Source organism: Actinocrinis sp. (assembly GCF_035938995.1).
Taxonomy (GTDB): domain Bacteria; phylum Actinomycetota; class Actinomycetes; order Streptomycetales; family Catenulisporaceae; genus DASZGI01.
In genome coordinates this window covers 1-17,370 of sequence record NZ_DASZGI010000309.1, presented here as the reverse complement: position 1 = coordinate 17,370, position 17,370 = coordinate 1, and the positions used below count along the sequence as shown (strand labels likewise).

The 17,370-nt window shown below is 66.4% G+C and carries 12 protein-coding genes and 1 pseudogene; 7 read left to right on the top strand and 6 right to left on the bottom strand.

The genetic code is table 11. The features are described from left to right. Positions 1 to 675 precede the first annotated feature (675 nt). Both VGZ32_RS21565 and VGZ32_RS21560 read left to right on the top strand, forming a co-directional pair. Positions 676 to 2,187 (top strand): AAA family ATPase, encoded by a 1,512-nt coding sequence (locus VGZ32_RS21565; RefSeq protein ID WP_326887947.1) that lies wholly within the window; start codon positions 676 to 678, stop codon positions 2,185 to 2,187. A gap of 111 nt (positions 2,188 to 2,298) precedes the next feature. Further along, the gene (locus VGZ32_RS21560) at positions 2,299 to 4,410 is read left to right on the top strand and encodes a WD40 repeat domain-containing protein (RefSeq protein WP_326887946.1); all 2,112 of its coding nucleotides are present in this window, start codon (positions 2,299 to 2,301) and stop codon (positions 4,408 to 4,410) included. A gap of 220 nt (positions 4,411 to 4,630) precedes the next feature. On the opposite strand, the gene VGZ32_RS29115 is transcribed toward VGZ32_RS21560, so the two are convergent. After that, the gene (locus VGZ32_RS29115) at positions 4,631 to 5,497 is read right to left on the bottom strand and encodes an integrase core domain-containing protein (RefSeq protein ID WP_414642579.1); all 867 of its coding nucleotides are present in this window, start codon (positions 5,495 to 5,497) and stop codon (positions 4,631 to 4,633) included. A 342-nt stretch (positions 5,498 to 5,839) separates the two neighbouring features. Then, positions 5,840 to 6,812: pseudogene (locus tag VGZ32_RS28870) on the bottom strand (Tn3 family transposase); the annotation flags it as partial. Here VGZ32_RS28870 and VGZ32_RS21545 point away from each other — a divergent pair. The 5 genes from VGZ32_RS21545 (at position 6,808) to VGZ32_RS21525 (ending at position 14,290) form a co-directional block, all read left to right on the top strand. Continuing rightward, on the top strand, positions 6,808 to 7,155 hold the full coding sequence (locus VGZ32_RS21545; protein WP_326887943.1) for a hypothetical protein: 348 nt from the start codon (positions 6,808 to 6,810) through the stop codon (positions 7,153 to 7,155). The pseudogene VGZ32_RS28870 and the gene VGZ32_RS21545 sit on opposite strands and share 5 nt — an antisense overlap. Before the next feature lie 443 nt (positions 7,156 to 7,598). Further along, complete coding sequence (locus VGZ32_RS29110; protein ID WP_326887942.1) at positions 7,599 to 8,999, top strand: RICIN domain-containing protein; 1,401 nt, start codon at positions 7,599 to 7,601, stop codon at positions 8,997 to 8,999. A gap of 562 nt (positions 9,000 to 9,561) precedes the next feature. Next, complete coding sequence (locus VGZ32_RS21535; protein ID WP_349263702.1) at positions 9,562 to 11,919, top strand: ricin-type beta-trefoil lectin domain protein; 2,358 nt, start codon at positions 9,562 to 9,564, stop codon at positions 11,917 to 11,919. A 192-nt stretch (positions 11,920 to 12,111) separates the two neighbouring features. Next, complete coding sequence (locus VGZ32_RS21530) at positions 12,112 to 13,554, top strand: RICIN domain-containing protein (protein ID WP_326887940.1); 1,443 nt, start codon at positions 12,112 to 12,114, stop codon at positions 13,552 to 13,554. A 226-nt stretch (positions 13,555 to 13,780) separates the two neighbouring features. Continuing rightward, a complete protein-coding gene (locus VGZ32_RS21525) occupies positions 13,781 to 14,290 on the top strand; it encodes a hypothetical protein (protein WP_326887939.1) in 510 nt (169 codons plus the stop codon). Positions 14,291 to 14,538: 248 nt separating this feature from the next. On the opposite strand, the gene VGZ32_RS21520 is transcribed toward VGZ32_RS21525, so the two are convergent. The 4 genes from VGZ32_RS21520 to VGZ32_RS21505 all read right to left on the bottom strand — a co-directional run. Further along, positions 14,539 to 14,679, bottom strand: a complete 141-nt coding sequence (locus VGZ32_RS21520; RefSeq protein WP_326887959.1) for a hypothetical protein — start codon at positions 14,677 to 14,679, stop codon at positions 14,539 to 14,541. A 43-nt stretch (positions 14,680 to 14,722) separates the two neighbouring features. Beyond that, on the bottom strand, positions 14,723 to 15,745 hold the full coding sequence (locus tag VGZ32_RS21515; RefSeq protein ID WP_326887938.1) for an integrase core domain-containing protein: 1,023 nt from the start codon (positions 15,743 to 15,745) through the stop codon (positions 14,723 to 14,725). A 466-nt stretch (positions 15,746 to 16,211) separates the two neighbouring features. Further along, positions 16,212 to 17,021 carry a hypothetical protein gene (locus tag VGZ32_RS21510; protein ID WP_326887937.1) on the bottom strand — a complete coding sequence of 270 codons (810 nt, stop codon included), beginning with the start codon at positions 17,019 to 17,021 and terminating at the stop codon, positions 16,212 to 16,214. Positions 17,022 to 17,118: 97 nt separating this feature from the next. Then, a partial coding sequence (locus VGZ32_RS21505) for a hypothetical protein (RefSeq protein WP_326887936.1) occupies positions 17,119 to 17,370 on the bottom strand: 252 nt, incomplete at its 5' end.

Sequence of the window (17,370 nt, the reverse complement as noted above, 5' to 3'; positions counted from 1 at the left end):
CGAAGGCGGGGACCGGCCCGGCCTTGCCGTTCAAGCAGTCCGCCCACTGCTTCTAGACGTCGATCTGGAACGGACCGTTCCCGTTTCCTGTCGCCGCACCGTTGTGCCCGTGACTTACACCGGGAGCCTGTGATGCTGCAGATCAGGTTGTTGAATTGGCCTCAGGGCGTGCCTCGGTCAGTTCGAGGAGGCCGGTATGTCCGCGTTGGCATACGCGAGCTCAGCCTCGATGATAGGGCGGCCACATTGGCAGGACGGATACGATCGCGCGGCACGCGCGCTATCGGCGATATGCAAGCCCTTCACGCTCGGCTTGAAGTGGGCCGCGCTTCACGAATCATCCCTTCTTAACCTTCCCGTCGACCTCGGCGAACGACAGTTCGAGATAGGGTGTCCGTGTCGCGATTCCACGGGTCTTTCTGTGGGGCTCGATAAGTCGACGTGGTCCGCTCAGCCCGAGCTTCTTAGGCTACTGAGGTGGCGTGGGCTGCACGACCGCCGGCGCATCGCCTGATCAACGACGCGCACGGCGTTTTCGAGCCCACGGGATCTCTCGACGGGCGCTGAAGACAAGAGGCGGGACGGCTGAGCATGTATGCGGGGATAGCTATGGGCGTGACGCTCCGACACCCGGGCGGGGTGCCTGGCGCCCGACTTGGACGATGAGGACGGGGCATGCCCAGGCCCGAGCGCCCGATCGACGGCGGTGAGGACGCGCTGACCCAGTTCGCGCTCGACTTGCGGGAGTTGCGCGCGGGTGCGGGAAATCCCGGCTATCGGGAGTTGGCACGCCGTGCCTATTACTCGGCCAGCACGCTGTCCGAGGCGGCGGCGGGCCGGCGTCTGCCCTCTTTGGAGGTGACGCTGGCCTATGTCCGGGCATGTGACGGCGATCCCGTCGTCTGGGAGGAACGCTGGCGCCGCTTGGCTACGGAGCTGGTTCCGCAGGAGGTCGACACTGATGTGGCCGCGTCGCCATACCTGGGACTGAGCACGTTCGGCCCGCAGGACGCGCAGTGGTTCTTCGGGCGCGAGCGGCAGGTGCGGGAGTTGCTGCGGCGCCTCACTGAGCGCAGGTTCCTCGCGGTTTTCGGCCCCTCCGGCAGCGGCAAGTCTTCCTTGTTACGCGCCGGTCTGCTGTCTGCGGCGGCAAACGGCGGGTTGGACGGCGAGGCAGAGCCTGTCCACGTGCTCTTCACTCCTGGCGCGCACCCGCTGCAGGAGTGCGCGGTGCAGCTCGCCGGGATGCTTGGCGTCACGGCCGGGGCGCTGCACGCCGACCTGGCCGCCGATCCGGGTCGGCTTGATCTGGCGATACGGCAGTTGCTGGCGGATCGGTCCACCGCGAGCGAGGTGCTGCTCGTGGTGGACCAGTTCGAGGAAGTGTTCACGTTGTGCGAGGACGCCGGTGAGCGCCGGGCCTTCGTCGCGGCGCTGTTGACGGCGGCACGTTCCCCTGCGAGCCGGGTTCGGATCGTCGTGGGGATCCGGGCTGATTTTTACGGGCGTTGCGCCGAGCTGCCCGACCTGGTTGAAGCGATGCAGGATGCGCAGATCCTGGTCGGCTCGATGACCGCGCAGGAGTTGCATGCCGCCATCACCCAGCCCGCGCTGCACGCGGGCCTCACGGTGGAGACGACCGTGGTGTCCACCATCGTCACGGAGATGATCGGCCGCCCTGGTGCGCTGCCGCTAATGTCCCACGCTCTACTGGAGACCTGGCTGCGGCGCCGGGGCAATACCCTGACTCTTGCGGGTTACCAGGCGGCGGGGGGCATCGACGGTGCGCTGGCCCGCAGCGCGGAGCGGGCCTTCACCGCTCTCGACGCCGAACAGCAGCGTGCCGCGCGCCATGTGCTGCTGCGGCTGATCGCACTCGGAGACGGCGCCGAGGACACCCGACGCAGGCTAACGCGCGGTGAGCTCGATGAGAATGCCGCCGCCAGCGTTGTAGTTCACGAACTGGCGCAGGCGCGTCTGCTCACGCTCGGGGACGACACGGTGGAGCTCACCCATGAAGCGCTCATCCGGTCCTGGCCCAGGCTGCGTGCCTGGCTCGATGAGGACCGTGACGGTCTGCGCCTGCACCAGCAGCTCATCGGCGCCGCGGCCACGTGGGACACCGAACACAGGGATCCTGGCCTGCTGTACCGCGGCAACCGGTTGAGCGCCGCCCAAGAGTGGTGAGCCGCACATCGCGACGATGTCACGCGTAACGTCCGGGTCCGCGAATTCCTCACAGCGTCAAGCCGCCATCGACGGCGCATGACCGCACTGCGCCGCGCTGCCATTGCGGCGGTGACGTTGTTCGCTCTCCTTGCCACGACCACAGCGGTCATCGCATTCCAGCAACGCGCCGCCGCGCAAGCACAACGCGACAGCGCCGTGTTCAACCAGCTCTCGGGCGAAGCAGACCGGCTGCACGGTACCGACGTGTCCCTGGCAGCCCAGCTCGACCTGGTCGCCCACCGCATGAAACCGGCTGATACGAAGATCTACACGGACTTGGTCGGCACGGAGAACTTCCCGTTGTCGACGGCTCTGGTCGCTCACACCGACGCGGTCCACTCGGTGGCCTTCAGCCCGGACGGGCACACGCTCGCGAGCGCCGGTGCGGACCACAGCATCCGCCTGTGGAATGTCAGCGACCCTCGACACGCCCCAGCTTCGAACCTGATCGCCAATACCCCCAGCGCCGTCAACGCGGTGGCCTACAGCCCGGACGGCCGGTCCCTGGCTGACGCCGGAGCCGACGGCACACTCCGGTTGTGGGACGTCGCCGATCGAACACACGCCGTGCCCGTGGGCGAGCCCTTGCGGCTCACCGACGCGGTGACATCCGTCGCGTTCAGCCCCGACGGCCATACCCTGGCCGCTGCCGACGCCGACCACACGATCCGCCTGTGGAATATCGCAGACCTCGCACATCCCGCACCGCTAGGCCAACCGCTCACCGGCCACACCGGCGCGGTCGAGGCGGTGGCGTTCAGCCCTGACGGGCGCACGCTGGCCAGCGCGAGCGTCGATCAGACGGTCCGGCTGTGGGACATCGCAGACCCCGCGCGGGCGACCGCGCTGGGCGCACCGCTGACCGGACACACCAACACGACCACAGCAGTCGCGTTCAGCCGCGACGGGCGGACCCTTGCCACCGCGAGCCGTGACACGACGATCCGCCTGTGGGATGTGGCAGACCCCGCACATCCCGCGCCGCTAGGCCAACCGCTCACCGGCCACACCAGTACCGTCGAATCCATCGTGTTCAGCCCGGACGGACAGTTGCTCGCGGCGGGAAGCGCCGACACGACCGTGCGGCTCTGGGACGTCGCGGACCCGGCTCATCCCACGCCGATCACGCCTGTGGACCAGCCCCTCGCCGGCCACAGCAGCACCGTCTTCGCCGTCGCCTTCAGCCCGGACAGTCACACCCTGGCCAGCGCCAGCGCCGACCGCACCATCAGGCTATGGGACGTCCCCCGCACACTCCTGACCACGCACCACGGCGCTGTCGAATCAGTGGCGTTCAACCCGCGGGGCCACACGCTCGCTACGGCGAGCGCCGACCATACGATCCAGCTGTGGGACGTCGCAGACCCCACACGCCCCACACGTATAGGCCAACCGCTCACCGGCCACACCGACGCGGTCTTGCTGACCGTGTTCAGCCCTGACGGCCGGATCCTGGCCAGTGCAAGCGCCGACCACACGATCCGACTGTGGAACGTGGCCGACCCCGGGCACCCGGCACCAATCGGCCAGCCGCTGAGCGGGCACACCGATGCCGTGTCCTCCGTCGCATTTAGTCCAGACGGCCACACCCTGGCCAGCGCCAGCGCCGACCGCACGATCCGGCTGTGGAACGTGGCCGACCCGGCCCACGCGGCGCCGCTCGGGCAGCCGCTCACCGGCCACACCGATGTCGTGGAATCGGTCGCGTTCAGCCCCGACGGCCATCTGCTGGCCAGTGCGAGCGACGACGCGACGGTCCGGCTGTGGAACGTCGCAGACCCCACACACCCCACCGCGCTCGGGGCGCCGCTCACCGGACACACCAGCAGCGTGTTCGCCGTCGCCTTCAGCCCCGACGGCCACACCCTGGCCAGCGCCAGCAACGACGCCACCATACGACTCTGGAACACTACAAACCCCACACACCCGACGCCGGTCGGCCAACCGATCGTCGGACACACCAACACGGTGCTCTCGGTCGCCTTCAGCCCTGACGGAGGCACCCTCGCCACCGGCAGCCTCGACCACACAGCCCGGCTCTGGGCGCTCGACCCCGGCCCGGCCGACCACCGGATCTGCGCCTCCACCGCCGACGCCCTCAACCTACCGAAATGGCAGCAATACGTATCGGATCAGATGGCCTTCGATCCGCCGTGCGGCACAGTGGCCGTCCCGCATTGATTGCTCGGCGACGCCTGCCGACCCCGATCAACCCTCCCCGCTAAACAGGACCCACCGGTACCGACCGCAGCCTTGAGAGCCGCCTCCGGCATCGGACGGGGATGTTCGCGTGTCCCTGCTCGACACCATGCCACCGATCAGAGGGAAGCAACCACGTGACAACCCACCTGTGGTACTCGAATATGCGATGCGGCGTGCTGATCTGCGGCGCTGGCGACAGTCAGGCAGCGATCTGATATTCGCTGGTGATGCCACCGAGGACGGGTCTTCGACGGATGCGCGCCGCGGACAGATCTATCACGGCGGCAGGCGGACGATCAGGATCGTCCTCGGGGCAGCGCTGGGAGAGGCCCTGGTGCGGCCGAGCCGCGTTGTAATGCGCCACGTACTCAGCCAACACCGCGTGCAGGTGAGCCTCGTTCACAATCAGCACATGGTCGAGCAACTCGCGCCGCAGGGTGCCGATCACGCGCTCGCAGATCGCGTTCGCCCGCGGTGCCTGCGGCGGACTACGCAGAACCCGCAGGCCACAGCACTCGAAGACCGCGTCGAAAGCCTCAGTGAACTGACCGCCGCGATCGCGGATCAGGAACCCCGTCCGCTCGAGTCGCTCCCCCAGCGTCATCGCGAACTCCCGCGCCCGCTGCGCCGTCCACGCTCCGTCCGGATGGGCGCTGATCCCGGCGATATGCAGCCGACGGGTATGGTGCTCGATAAACACCAACACGTACACACGCCGCAGCAGCACCGTGTCCACGTGCAGGAAGTCAGTGGCGATCACCGTGTGAGCCTGCGCCGTCAGGAACTGGCGCCAGGTCGGCCCGATGCGCCGCGGCGCCGGATCAATCCCGGCATCATGCAGAACCTGCCAGACGGTGGACTTGGCGATCCGGTGTCCGAGCTTGACCAACTCGCCTTGGATGCGCTCGTGACCCCACCGCGGATTCTCCTCTGCCATGCGAAGGATCAGCGCTTTGACCGCTGCGGCGGTCGGCGGGCGACCCGGCGGGCGACGCGTCGTGGCATACGTGCCCGCGACCAGTCGCCGATGCCAGGCCAGAAGCGTCGCAGGCGCGACCGGGAACACCTCGGCCCACCGAGCACGCGGGATCAACCCAGACAGCGCCGCGAACCACGCACGATCCCCAGGCTCGTAACGCACACGCGCGACCTGCCGGCACAATACCGCGTTCTCCTGCCGCAGCACGAGCAGCTCGGCCACCAACGCATCCTCGCCGCGAGCCGCCGTCGCCAACAGTCCAAGCGCCCGGCGCCCCAGCCGATACGCCCACCCGACCAACACCCCGCGAGCCAACCAGCTAATGACGCCTCCGGCAACGCCACTGGTCACAGCAAAATCGAGTATCCGAGTACCACAGGCTGCACCCCGAACGACACTGATCCGACCGGGTGAAACCCGTCGCCCGAACCGCAACGAGATTGGTCTACACCACGTTAGGCCAACCAGAGCAGAGCCCACCGAAACAGACACAGCCCCCAGTTCCGCTTCGATGTCGACGGTGATGGCGCCGAAGAAGTTGATGTTCTCCGAGTGGCCGGGAGAGATGTGGGCGAGGATCTCGTCGGGCACCTCGCGGCCTGCGGCGCGCAGCGCGAGCACGGCCTTGGAGTAGTACTCGGTCGTCCAGGTCACCACGGCATTGGTCAGCACGGTCAGGCACCACGCCTGCTCGGTCTGCTCGATCAGGTGCGGGGTGACGATGGTGCCCTGCCGGGCGTAGTGCAGGTCACGGCGCAGGGCGTGGAGCGACTCGCCCTTGTTCAGGGCCCTGGTGATCTTCCGCCGGCACACCGGGTCGGACAGATACTTCGCGGTGTGGATCGTGCGGCGCAGCATCCCCCACTCCTTCAGCGCCGCGGCCAGGGTGTTCTGCCGGGACGCCGCCGACCATTTGCCCACGATCAGCGAAGCGGTCGCCTGCCCGTATTTGAGCGATCCGGCCATCCGCAGCAGGTCGGGCCAGCAGCCCTCGACCAGTTCCTCGTTCCACCGGGTGCTCAACAGGGGCCCAGCGTGCGGGTAGAGCGCGGCGGCCGGCGAAGGTCCCAGGTCGCGCACCAGCGTGATCCTGGTCAGGTCCCGTAGGGGGTCAGCGCCTTGCCGACCAGGTCGAACAGGGCGACGTTGATCAGAGTGGCGCCGTGGGTGTCGGTGGCGTGCTCGAAGATGGGCAGGTCGGTGGCGTTGCCGAGGAATTCGTCGAGGGCGAAGTGGCCTCGCGGGCGGTCGGCACGATGATCTTCGTGCCGTAGGTGGACCACTGGTCCGAGACGTGCGTGTAGGTCGACAGGACCCGCCCGCCGTGCACGATCATGTTGCGGCCCGTCAGGGACTTGCCGCACACCGGGAACCGCTGGCCGTCGGAGGAGGACATCGTGCCGGGGGTGCATTCCGTTGCGGAGCGAGCCGGCGAACATGTCGTGGAAGCGGGCGGTGCCATCGGCGTCCAGGCCGATCCCGCGCCAGGAGGCGATCTTCGGCGCGGCGATCTCGAACCAGGCGCCCTGCGTGGCCTAGGCGCGGCGGTGGCCGTTGAGTTCGAACAGTTGGCGTCACCGCAGGTCGGAGCCGGTGTCAAATTTTTTGACAGCAATCCCGGTTTTCTGTTCCGTTCCTACTCGACCCCCTATATACGCTATGTGGCCGATGAGGCGATCGGCGGGCGGTGCGCATCGAGGTGTGCGTGCGCCGGATGTACTGCCCGAATCAGGTCGACGCTCTGACCGAGCGCCATCAACGGCGCACCCCGTTCACAGATATCCGTCGGCGCAGGGTACGTGCAGGTTGGCGTATGGTCGCTCCCACGGGATGGGGAATCACGTTGAAACGCGAGCGCGGGCGCCGACCCACCTAAACGTTTCCGAACGCCTGTTGTGGGCGAGTATGAGCATTGATCTTGCCGAGGTCAACGCCTAAGTCGCGCGATCCGCGCGAAGTCGAACTCGATCCAACACAAGTGGTCGCGCAGTCTTGACACAATTGGTCTAGTCCTGTTCAGTACAGATCACGCAAAGCCGAAGACCGGCCACACTCGCACATCCACCCCCACCCGGAGACCTTCCGGCGCGGTGACGCGGCGTGCGGCCGAGCTCAACGCGTGCCGGCGCAGCACGTCTCTCGACAACTCGTCCTGGATCGATTCCGAGACCCGCGGGAGCGATTGCTCATGCGAAGGCGCACCCTTATTTCGTCCGGTGTCGCGGCGGCGGCACTCGCCGCGGCCGCCGCCACCGCCGTGATCCCCACTCAGGCGCAGGCCGCTCCCGGCCTGCCCGCCCACGTCCTCGAGGGCTACTGGCAGGACTTCACCAACGGCGCCACCCCGCTGCGCCTGTCCTCGGTGCCCTCGCACTACAACATCGTCGCCGTAGCGTTCGCGACCACGACCGGCACGCCCGGCGCTGTGTCGTTCAGCGTCGACTCGGGCCTGTCCTCCGCGCTGGGCGGATACACGCAGACCCAGTTCATCAGCGACGTCCAGACGCTGCACTCACGCGGCCAGAAAGTCGTGCTCTCCGTCGGCGGCGCGAACGGCACCGTGAGCGTGAACGACTCCACCAGCGCGCAGAACTTCGCCAGCAGCGTGAACGGCCTCATCAAGCAATACGGCTTCGACGGCGTCGACATCGACCTGGAGAACGGCGTCAACCCGACCTACATGACTCAGGCGCTCAACCAGCTACACTCCGACGTCGGCAGCAGCCTGATCATCACCATGGCGCCGCAGACCGTCGACGTGCAGTCCACCGGCGGCGACTACTTCCAGCTCGCGCTCGACATCAAGAGCATCCTGACGATCATGAACACGCAGTACTACAACTCCGGCTCGATGAACGGCTGCGACGGCAACGTCTACTCCGAAAGCACCGAGAACTTCCTCACCGCCCTGGCCTGCATCCAGCTCAAGGGCGGCCTGAGCCCGAGCCAGATCGGCCTCGGACTGCCCGCGTCCACATCCGCCGCGGGCAGCGGATACCTCGCGCCGACGACAGTGAACAACGCCCTGGACTGCCTCGCGGCCGGAACGAACTGCGGCAGCTTCAAGCCCTCCTCGACGTGGCCGGCCATCGGCGGCGCCATGGACTGGTCGATCAACTGGGACGCCTCCAACGGCTACAGCTTCGCCGACACCGTCGGGCCGCACCTGAGCGGGCTCGGTGGTAGAGGCGGTGGCAGTGGCGGTCCGGGCGAGCTGATCAGCGCGCAGTCCGGCAAGTGCCTGGACACCTACGACAACCACTTCGCCAACGGCACCAAAGAGGAGATCTGGACCTGCCACAACGGGCCGGGACAGACCTGGACCCACACCTCCAGCGGACAGCTGACCGTCGACGGCGGCAAGTTCTGCCTGGACGGCTACGCCAACGGCACCGCCCCGGGTACCAAGGTCGACCTGTGGACCTGCAACGGCGGCTCAAACCAGCGATGGACCGTCAACTCCAACGGCACCATCACCGAGGCCCAGTCAGGACTCTGCCTCGACGTCGCCGGACAGGGCACCGCCAACGGCACCCAGATCGACCTGTGGACCTGCAACGGCCAAACCAACCAGCCATGGAGCTGGTGACGAAAACGCGGTGATTTGACTTTTGAGAGAGTACCGACTTCAGGTGCCTCCGCAGGCGGCGGCGCCGGAAGCCTTTCTCTGTTGCAGTGACCGATGGCGTTTGGTTCGCGGCGGTCATATCCCGAGCGGCCGAGTTTTGAATGCATCGCGCAGGGCGCCCGATCGTTGACCGAGCCCGGGGCCTTCTTAAGATCTTCGCTACCTCGACAAAGACAATGCTCGCAGAGCGCTGCGGGCACCCCACATCACTTAAGGCACTGATCCATAGGGGATGTCGGCCCCAAACCACGTCTAAACTCGATCAGCCGGTAGCCAGGCCAGTTCCTACTACTTCTGGCACATGTTTTCGTGTTAAACAAACACCCCTTGCGGACTTTCCAGGCTATTGACAGGTACCCGAGTATAGCCTTTCCTTTTACTCAGGGTCGGCGCCCGCCCGTAAGGCAAAGTATGCTTTCCCTTGGAAGGGCGCGTGATGCTCCGCAGATCGGATTCCTATAGATCAAAGTTTCGCAACTGGAACAGGCGCTCGGCGGTGCTGTTAAGCCTTGTCCTGGCCACCATGGGCTTGTCGGCCGGGAGCCTGACCACCGCAGCCCAGGCCGTGGCACCCGCAATCACCAGCACGACGATCAATGTGGACGGTACCCAGGGCGGGTCCCCGTTCGACGGTATCGGCGCGATCAGCGGGGGCGGGGGCAACTCCCGGCTGCTGACCGACTACCCTGCGACCCAGCAGTCGCAGATCCTTGACTACCTGTTCAAGCCCGACTACGGCGCCAACCTACAGATCCTGAAGGTCGAAATCGGTGGCGACAGCGACTCGACCGACGGCGCCGAGTCAAGCATCGAACCCACCAAAGGCAACATCACCTGCACCACCGGCTACGAGTGGTGGCTGATGCAGCAGGCCAAGGACCGCGACCCGAGCATCAAGTTCTACGGGCTGGCCTGGGCGGCGCCGGGCTGGATCAGCGGTGGCTTCTGGTCCCAGGACACGATCAACTATCTGATCTCCTGGCTGGGCTGTGCGAAGAGCAACGGCCTGACGATCAGCTATCTCGGCGGCTGGAACGAACGCTACTCCGCGGGCGCGACCGACGACGGCTGGTTCGTGAGCCTGCGCTCAGCGTTGGACTCGGCCGGGTACTCCGGCGTGCAGATCGTCGGCGCCGACAGCGACTGGAGTATCGCGACCGACATGGCGTCCGATCCGGCGCTCAACAACGCTGTCTCCGTCCTCGGCGCGCACTATCCGTGTAGCGGCGGCAATGGCGGCAACGCGGACAGCTGCACCACCCCGGCCAACGTACAGTCATCCGGAAAACCGATATGGGCCAGTGAAAACGGCTCGCTGGACTACATCACCGGCGCGCCCGAGATGGCGCGCAGCATCGTGCGCGGCTATGTGGACGGCAGGCTGACGGCCTACATCAACTGGCCGCTGATCGCCTCGATCTACCCCAATCAGGCGTTCAACGCCGTGGGCCTGATGGTCGCGAACCAGCCATGGTCGGGCAGCTACGCCGTCGGCTCTCAGCTGTGGGTCGCAGCCCAGGTCACCCAGTTCACCGCACCGGGCTGGACCTTCATCAACAGCGTGAGCGGCTACCTGGGCAGCAGCGAGTCCAACGGCTCCTACACCACGCTCAAATCCCCGAACGGCAGCGACTACAGCACGATCCTGGAAACCTCTACCGCCACCAGCGCGCAGACCGCGACCTTCCACATCACAGGCGGACTGTCCACCGGCCAGGTTCACGTGTGGTCGACCAACGTGAACTCGTCATCCCCCTCCACCTGGTTCAACCACGTCCAGGACCTCACCCCGTCCGGCGGCAGCTACACCCTCACCTTGCAGCCGGGCTACATCTACACCGTGACCACCACCTCCGGGCAGTCCAAAGGCGCCGCGACCAGCCCACCGGCCGGCTCGCTCGCACTGCCCTACTCCGACAACCTCGACGGGGCGACCGGAGCCGAGACCCGCTACCTGGCCAACCAGCAAGGCGACTTCCAAAGCCGGCCCTGCGCCGGTGGCCGCGCCGGCAACTGCCTGCAGCAGATGACCGACCAGCGACCGATCCAATGGTTCACCGACAACACCGAAGTCCCGTTCGCCACACTCGGCGACACCACGTGGACGAATTACACCGTCAGTGTGGACGCGCTGATCGAGCAGGCCGGCGCGGTACGCGTCTTCGGCCGGGTCAACACCCAAGCCAAGTTCCACTCCGCGGAAACCGACGACTACTTCCTGCAGGTCGGCAACACCGGAGCCTGGTCAATCGTAAAAAGCAACACCAGCGCCACACTCACCACGCTGGCCAGCGGATCAGTAGCCGCGCTGGGCACCGGCACCTGGCACACCCTCAGCCTCACCTTCAACGGCGCCACTATCAGCGCCGCCATCGACGGAGTAAGCGTCAGCTCGACCACAGACAGCAGCTACGATGCCGGCCAAGTCGGTCTCGGCATCAACGGCTACCAGACCGACCAATTCGCCGACCTGTCCATCACCCCGGGTTCGGCGCCTCCGGCCGGCACCGCGTACGTGAGCGCAGCTTCGGGCAAATGCCTCGACGACCCCGCCTCGAGCACGACCAACGGTGTCCAGTTCGACATCTGGTCCTGCAACGGCGGCGCCAACCAGCAGCTCACCTCCACCGCCGGCACCCTCCAGGTCCTGGGCAGGTGCCTGGACGCCGCGGCACAGGGCACTACCCCGGGTACCAAGGTCGACCTGTGGTCCTGCAACGGCGGCGCCAACCAGCAGTGGACGATCAACCCGAACGGCACCATCACCGGCAAACAATCAGGACTCTGCCTCGACGTGCGCGGCGACGGCACCGCCAACGGCACCCTGATCGACATCTGGACCTGCACCGGCGCCGCCAACCAACACTGGACCCGGTCATGACCACGACCGGCCGACTGAACTGACAGACGCGACGAGCTTCCATTCTCGAACAGCGAGTATCCACATCCGGCTGTCCTCTCCCGGGCGCGGCGCCACCGGAGACGACGAATGGCCGGCATGTGCGGCGTCAACGCCGCACATGCCGGCTTCCACGCCAGCCGCAGGCCACGCGAGAGGAAAGGTCCGTATTAGATGAAGATCGGCGTGTACTTCAGACAATGGCGTTCTCGCCACCGCACGTCCTTCGTGTGGCGCATCGTTCTCGTCCTGCTTCTGGGCGCGGTCGGGGTGTTCGCGGCGCAGGGCCCGGCCACCGCGGCCCCGGCCACCATCACACTGGGCGTCGCGTCGTACGACCAGAACGGCAACCAGCTGCAACTGCACGGCCTCGGAATCATCAAGGTCGGCGGCACCTACTACGGCTTCGGCGAGGACAAGACCGGTGAATCCTCGGCCAACACCTCCTTCATCGCAATCCCCTGCTACTCCTCGACCAACCTGGCGACGTGGACCTACCAATCCGAGGCGCTGTCCCGCCAGTCCAGTGGGGACCTCGGGCCCAACCGGATCGTGGAACGCCCCAAGGTCATCTATAACTCCTCGACTGGGCAGTACGTCATGTACCTGCACATCGACAACTCCAGCTACAGCGAGGCGAAAGTAGGTGTCGCCACGAGCTCCAGCGTGTGCGGGCCTTACACCTACCGCGGCAGTTTCCAGCCGCTTGGCTTCCAGAGCCGGGACATCGGGCTGTTCCAGGACACCAACGGCCAGGCCTACCTACTCTCGGAAGACCGCGCGCACGGGCTGCGTATCGACGCGTTGTCGAGCGACTACCTGAGCGTTACGTCCGCTGTCGCCGTGCTGCCCGACTACGAGGCACCCGCGATGGTCAAAGTCGCGGGCCGGTACTTCCTCTTCGGCTCCCACCTCAGCGGCTGGGCGAGCAACGACAACCAGTACGCCACCGCGACGTCATTGGCCGGACCTTGGTCGGGCTGGCAGGATTTCGCGCCGGCCGGGACGAACACCTACAACAGCCAGACGGCGAACGTCATCACCGTGCAGGGCAGCGCGGGCACCACCTACATCTACGCCGGGGACCGATGGAACACCGCCGACCTGGGCGCATCCACGCTGATCTGGCTGCCACTCACGATCAGCGGGACCACTGCCTCCATCACCTGGTACAGCTCGTGGTCGATCGACACCGCCACCGGGACCTGGAGTCCAGGCTCGTCGTCGGGCAGCAAGACGCTCGTCGGCAAGGAGTCCGGACGCTGCCTGGATGTCGCAGACCAGAGCACGACCCGCGGAGCTGCCGTCGACATCTGGGACTGCAACGGCGCAGGCAACCAGGCCTGGAACATCAACGGCGACGGCACGATCACCAGCGTCCAGTCAGGGCTCTGTCTCGACGTCAAGGGCCAGTCCACCACCCGCGGGACCGTCGTGGACATGTGGACCTGCAACGGGCAGGCCAACCAGCGGTGGACCGTGAACTCCAACGGCAAGATCGTGGGCGTGCAGTCCGGCCTATGCCTCGACGTCCTGAACAACGCCACCGCGAACGGCACGGGCGTGGACATCTGGACCTGCAACGGCGGCAGCAACCAGGCCTGGACGGCCCAGTGACCCCGAAGGTGCCGCTCAGCAGCCTGCGACGCGGCACACGGCTGACGACTGGGCGGCACCGCCAAACGCTTGTTGACACCCCGTGATCAGAAGACTACACAGTGCCTGGAACCTCATTGCTTACAGACCGGCTGGCCGGTCGGCAACCCTCGGCTGGTCAGCGGTATCACGCCCTCGGCAGTTCCGTAGCGTGTCTGCCCGGGCCACCAGCCTTGCAGGAGGAAGCATGTTCCGTGTCCCGTATCGGCCCGCCCGGTACCTCTCGCTGTTCGCTTTGGCCTCCGGCGCGGTGATCGCGCCCGTCGGCGCGGCCGGCGCCGACGCTCCGACCGCCAGCCTCGACTGCACCATCACCGTGACCTGGTCCATCAATCCCCCGCTGACCTCACAGACTCCGCACGTCACGCTGACCACCAACGGACCCAACGGTGTCGCCGACTGCACCGGCACTGTCAACGGACAAGCGGTCACGGACACAGGCACCGCCGAAGACCTCACCCAACTGCACGTGACCCAGTGCGTTAACACGGTCGGAACCGGCGTCTTCGTGCTCAATCTTCCGACCGCCGACGGCACCCAGACGGTGAGCGGCACCTACGACGTCCTCACCGTCAACCGCGCCAGCGTGTTCACCGGCGACCTCACCGGCACCGACAACGCCATCTCACAGAACGGCGACTGCTTCAACACCCCGATCAGCAGCGCCGTCGTGCAACTCATCGGCCACATCACCTGACCCGCGCTCAGACCACGCAGCGTCACGGCTGCAATAATTGATCTTGTTGTGGGTATCGCTAGGGGCTTCCGGCGCAGGATTGACAATTTTGTGCTTATGCCGGGGTTGGTGTGAGGCCGAGGTGGTGGAAGAGGGTTTGCATGCCGATGCGCAGGGTCTCGTAGTCGCGATCGATCTGGGTCCACACGAGGGGTTTGCGGCCGAGTCGGGGGCTGTGAAGCTCCCCCGCTGAGCTGGACACGTTCTACTTACGCTGCCAACGTGTGCTGCTGTCGGAGTCGCTCTCGCGTCTCGATCGGGGTGAGGTAGCCGAACTCGGGGTGCCGGCGTAGCCGCCTGCGGTTGTAGAAGACCTCGATGAACTCGAAGACTTCCGCGCTGTGCCGCACGGAAATACGATTCAGGGATCTGGCCTGCGGTTTCTCGTGACCGCTAGGCAACTACCTGATACTCGCTGGTGAGGCCGCCGAGCACCGGTCTTCGGCGAACGCGTGCTATATCCAGGTCGATGACAGTGGCGACCTGGTCGGGGTCGTGGTCCGGGACGCATTGGGCGATGCCCTGGTGTGGTCTTGCGCCGTTGTAGAGCAGCGCGTACTCGGCCAGAACGCTGCACAGGTGCGCCCGGTTGATGATCAGGATCCGGTCGAGCAGTTCGCGGCGCAGGGTCCCGATCAGGCGCTCACAGATCGCGTTCGTCCGGGGTGCCTGCGGCGGGGACCTGAGGATCCGCAGCCCGCAGTCCTCGAACACGGCGTCGAACTGCTCGGTGAACTGTCCGCCGCGGTCGCGGATGAGGAACCTCAACTCCTCCCACCGCTCCCCCAGCGCCATCGCGAAGTTGCGGGCCTGCTGCGCGGTCCACGCCCCGTCCGGGTGCGCCGTGATCCCGGCAACGTGCAGCCGCCGGGTACCGTGCTCGATGAAGACAAGGACGTAGACGCGCCGCAGCAGCGCGGTGTCGACGTGGAAGAAATCCGTCGCGATCACGGTGCGGGCCTGGGCAGCCAGGAACTGTTTCCAGGTCGGACCACTTCGCCGCAGCGCCGGGTCGATCCCCGCGGCGGTCAGGATCTCCCACACCGTGGCATACGCGATGCGGTGGCCCAGCTTGAGCAACTCGCCCTGGATGCGCCGGTGGCCCCAGCACGGATTATCCCGCGCCATCCCAAGGATCAGGGCTTTGACCGCGGGTCTGGTCGACGGGCGGCCCGGCACTCTCTTCGTGGAGGTGTACCTGCCCGCAACCAGCCGCCGGTGCCAGGAAAGCAGCGTGGCCGGGGCCACTGAAAACACCTCGACCCACCGACCGCGAGGCACGAGCCCTGACAAAGCAGCGAACCAGGCCCGGTCGGCAGGCTCGTAGCGCACCCGCGCGACCTGGCGGCGCAGCACCGCGTTCTCGTGCCGCAGCGCCAAAACCTCCGCCATCAAGGCCCCGTCGCTGCGCGCCACCGTCCCGAGCACTCCCAGCACCCGACAGCTGAGCCGATACGCCCTCCCAATCAACAACACCCGGGTAAGTCAACCAGTAGACGACCCCTCAGACAAAGCACCTGGTCACACCGGAATCGTGTTTTCGTGCGACACACCTTGACGCGGCGCAAGGGATGGCGAGCTTGCCTGTCGCCGTTGGCCGACTCCCGCACGATCGGGAGCAGAAGCCGCGCAATGTCGAACCGTGAGGGATAACCCCGTCACGTGTTCGCCCGCAGCGCGCCGGCCGCGCAGGATCGGACGTGGCGGCTCGGGTCGTTGCGCAAACAGCGGATGATCTCGAATGCGCTGGGTGCGCCGATCAAAGCCAGGGACTTGATCGCTTGGGCGCGGACGCGCTCGCCTAGGTTCCTCGCGGCCACCGCCAGCTCGTGCCGGGGTGTTTGCCGCGCCGTCAAGGCCCCGTGGTGCTCCGTCCAAGGTGTCAACGGCGGGACGCCCTGACCGGCCGTCCACTTCGGCCCGACCGTGATCGCGGCGATGAATCGGCGATCACACCATGAAGGTTCCTCGCCGAATACCGCTGACTGATGAAACCTGAGATCAGCAGCACGACCGCCACCCCCGCCACGGCATAGTTCCAGATCAGGGAGAGCGTGTCGCCAGCGACATGCAACACGCCCACCGTGAGCGCGATGCACCCGGTGAAACTCGCCGCGAAGACATCGCGGCCCATTACGGCCAGGTAATCGCGGACAGCTTGATCGAGCCGCGCTTCGTATCTACCGCCACTTATGATCTGGATTGCTCGGGCTGTCCCCCCTGCGGCGATCAGATCGAACGCCGCAAAGGCGAACCACCAGCCCGCCAGAATCGTGCTCGCCGACACATGCCAGATGGCCTGGGAACCGAGCACCGAGAACATGACGAACTCGCTGACGCCGAGCAACAGCGGCACGACCAGGTCGACCGCGCCGGGAATCCGCGGCGGCAGGATGATCGCGCCCGTCATCGGCCCGGCGTAAGCGACCGCCGCACCCAGCAGGCTGGCGCCCCACAACACCCAGAACAGCAACTGGTATCTGCCGAGGGCCGACGACGTGAGCAGCGCTGCCGCATCGATGCCGGCCACTGCGAGCGTCACACTCACAACCGTCACGCCAACAGACAGGTAATGGTCGATAAGGTAGGTGTCATAACGCTGACGGAGCGACTCCCTGGTAAGCTCACCAGGCCGTGCTCGTCGCTGTCCGGCCACACGGTGTCTGCGTGATCGTCCCTTGATGCGCATCATGGAAGCATTCCACCGGGTATCAGGTCCTGCGTCGCTCAATTCGCCGATCCGATTCCTCAACCCTCGCCTGTCGCGGCGTGCGGAGCCCGTCCCGGCGTCACGTGCGCTGCTTGCCGCCGGGCTTGACCTGTGGGGGTTCCTTTCTCCGGTCTTGGCTGTGACCTGGGTTGATGTGGTGCGGCTGGATCGTGGATGATCGTGGTCTGTATCGCCTCGACTGCCGTATCTGATCTTCTGTCGCGTACTGGCGTGGCTCGCGCTGCTCACTCGCCCGCGCGCGGCGCTGCACGCCGAGATCTTGATACTGCGCCATGAGGTGGCGCTGCTGCGGCGCAGCGGTATCAAGCCG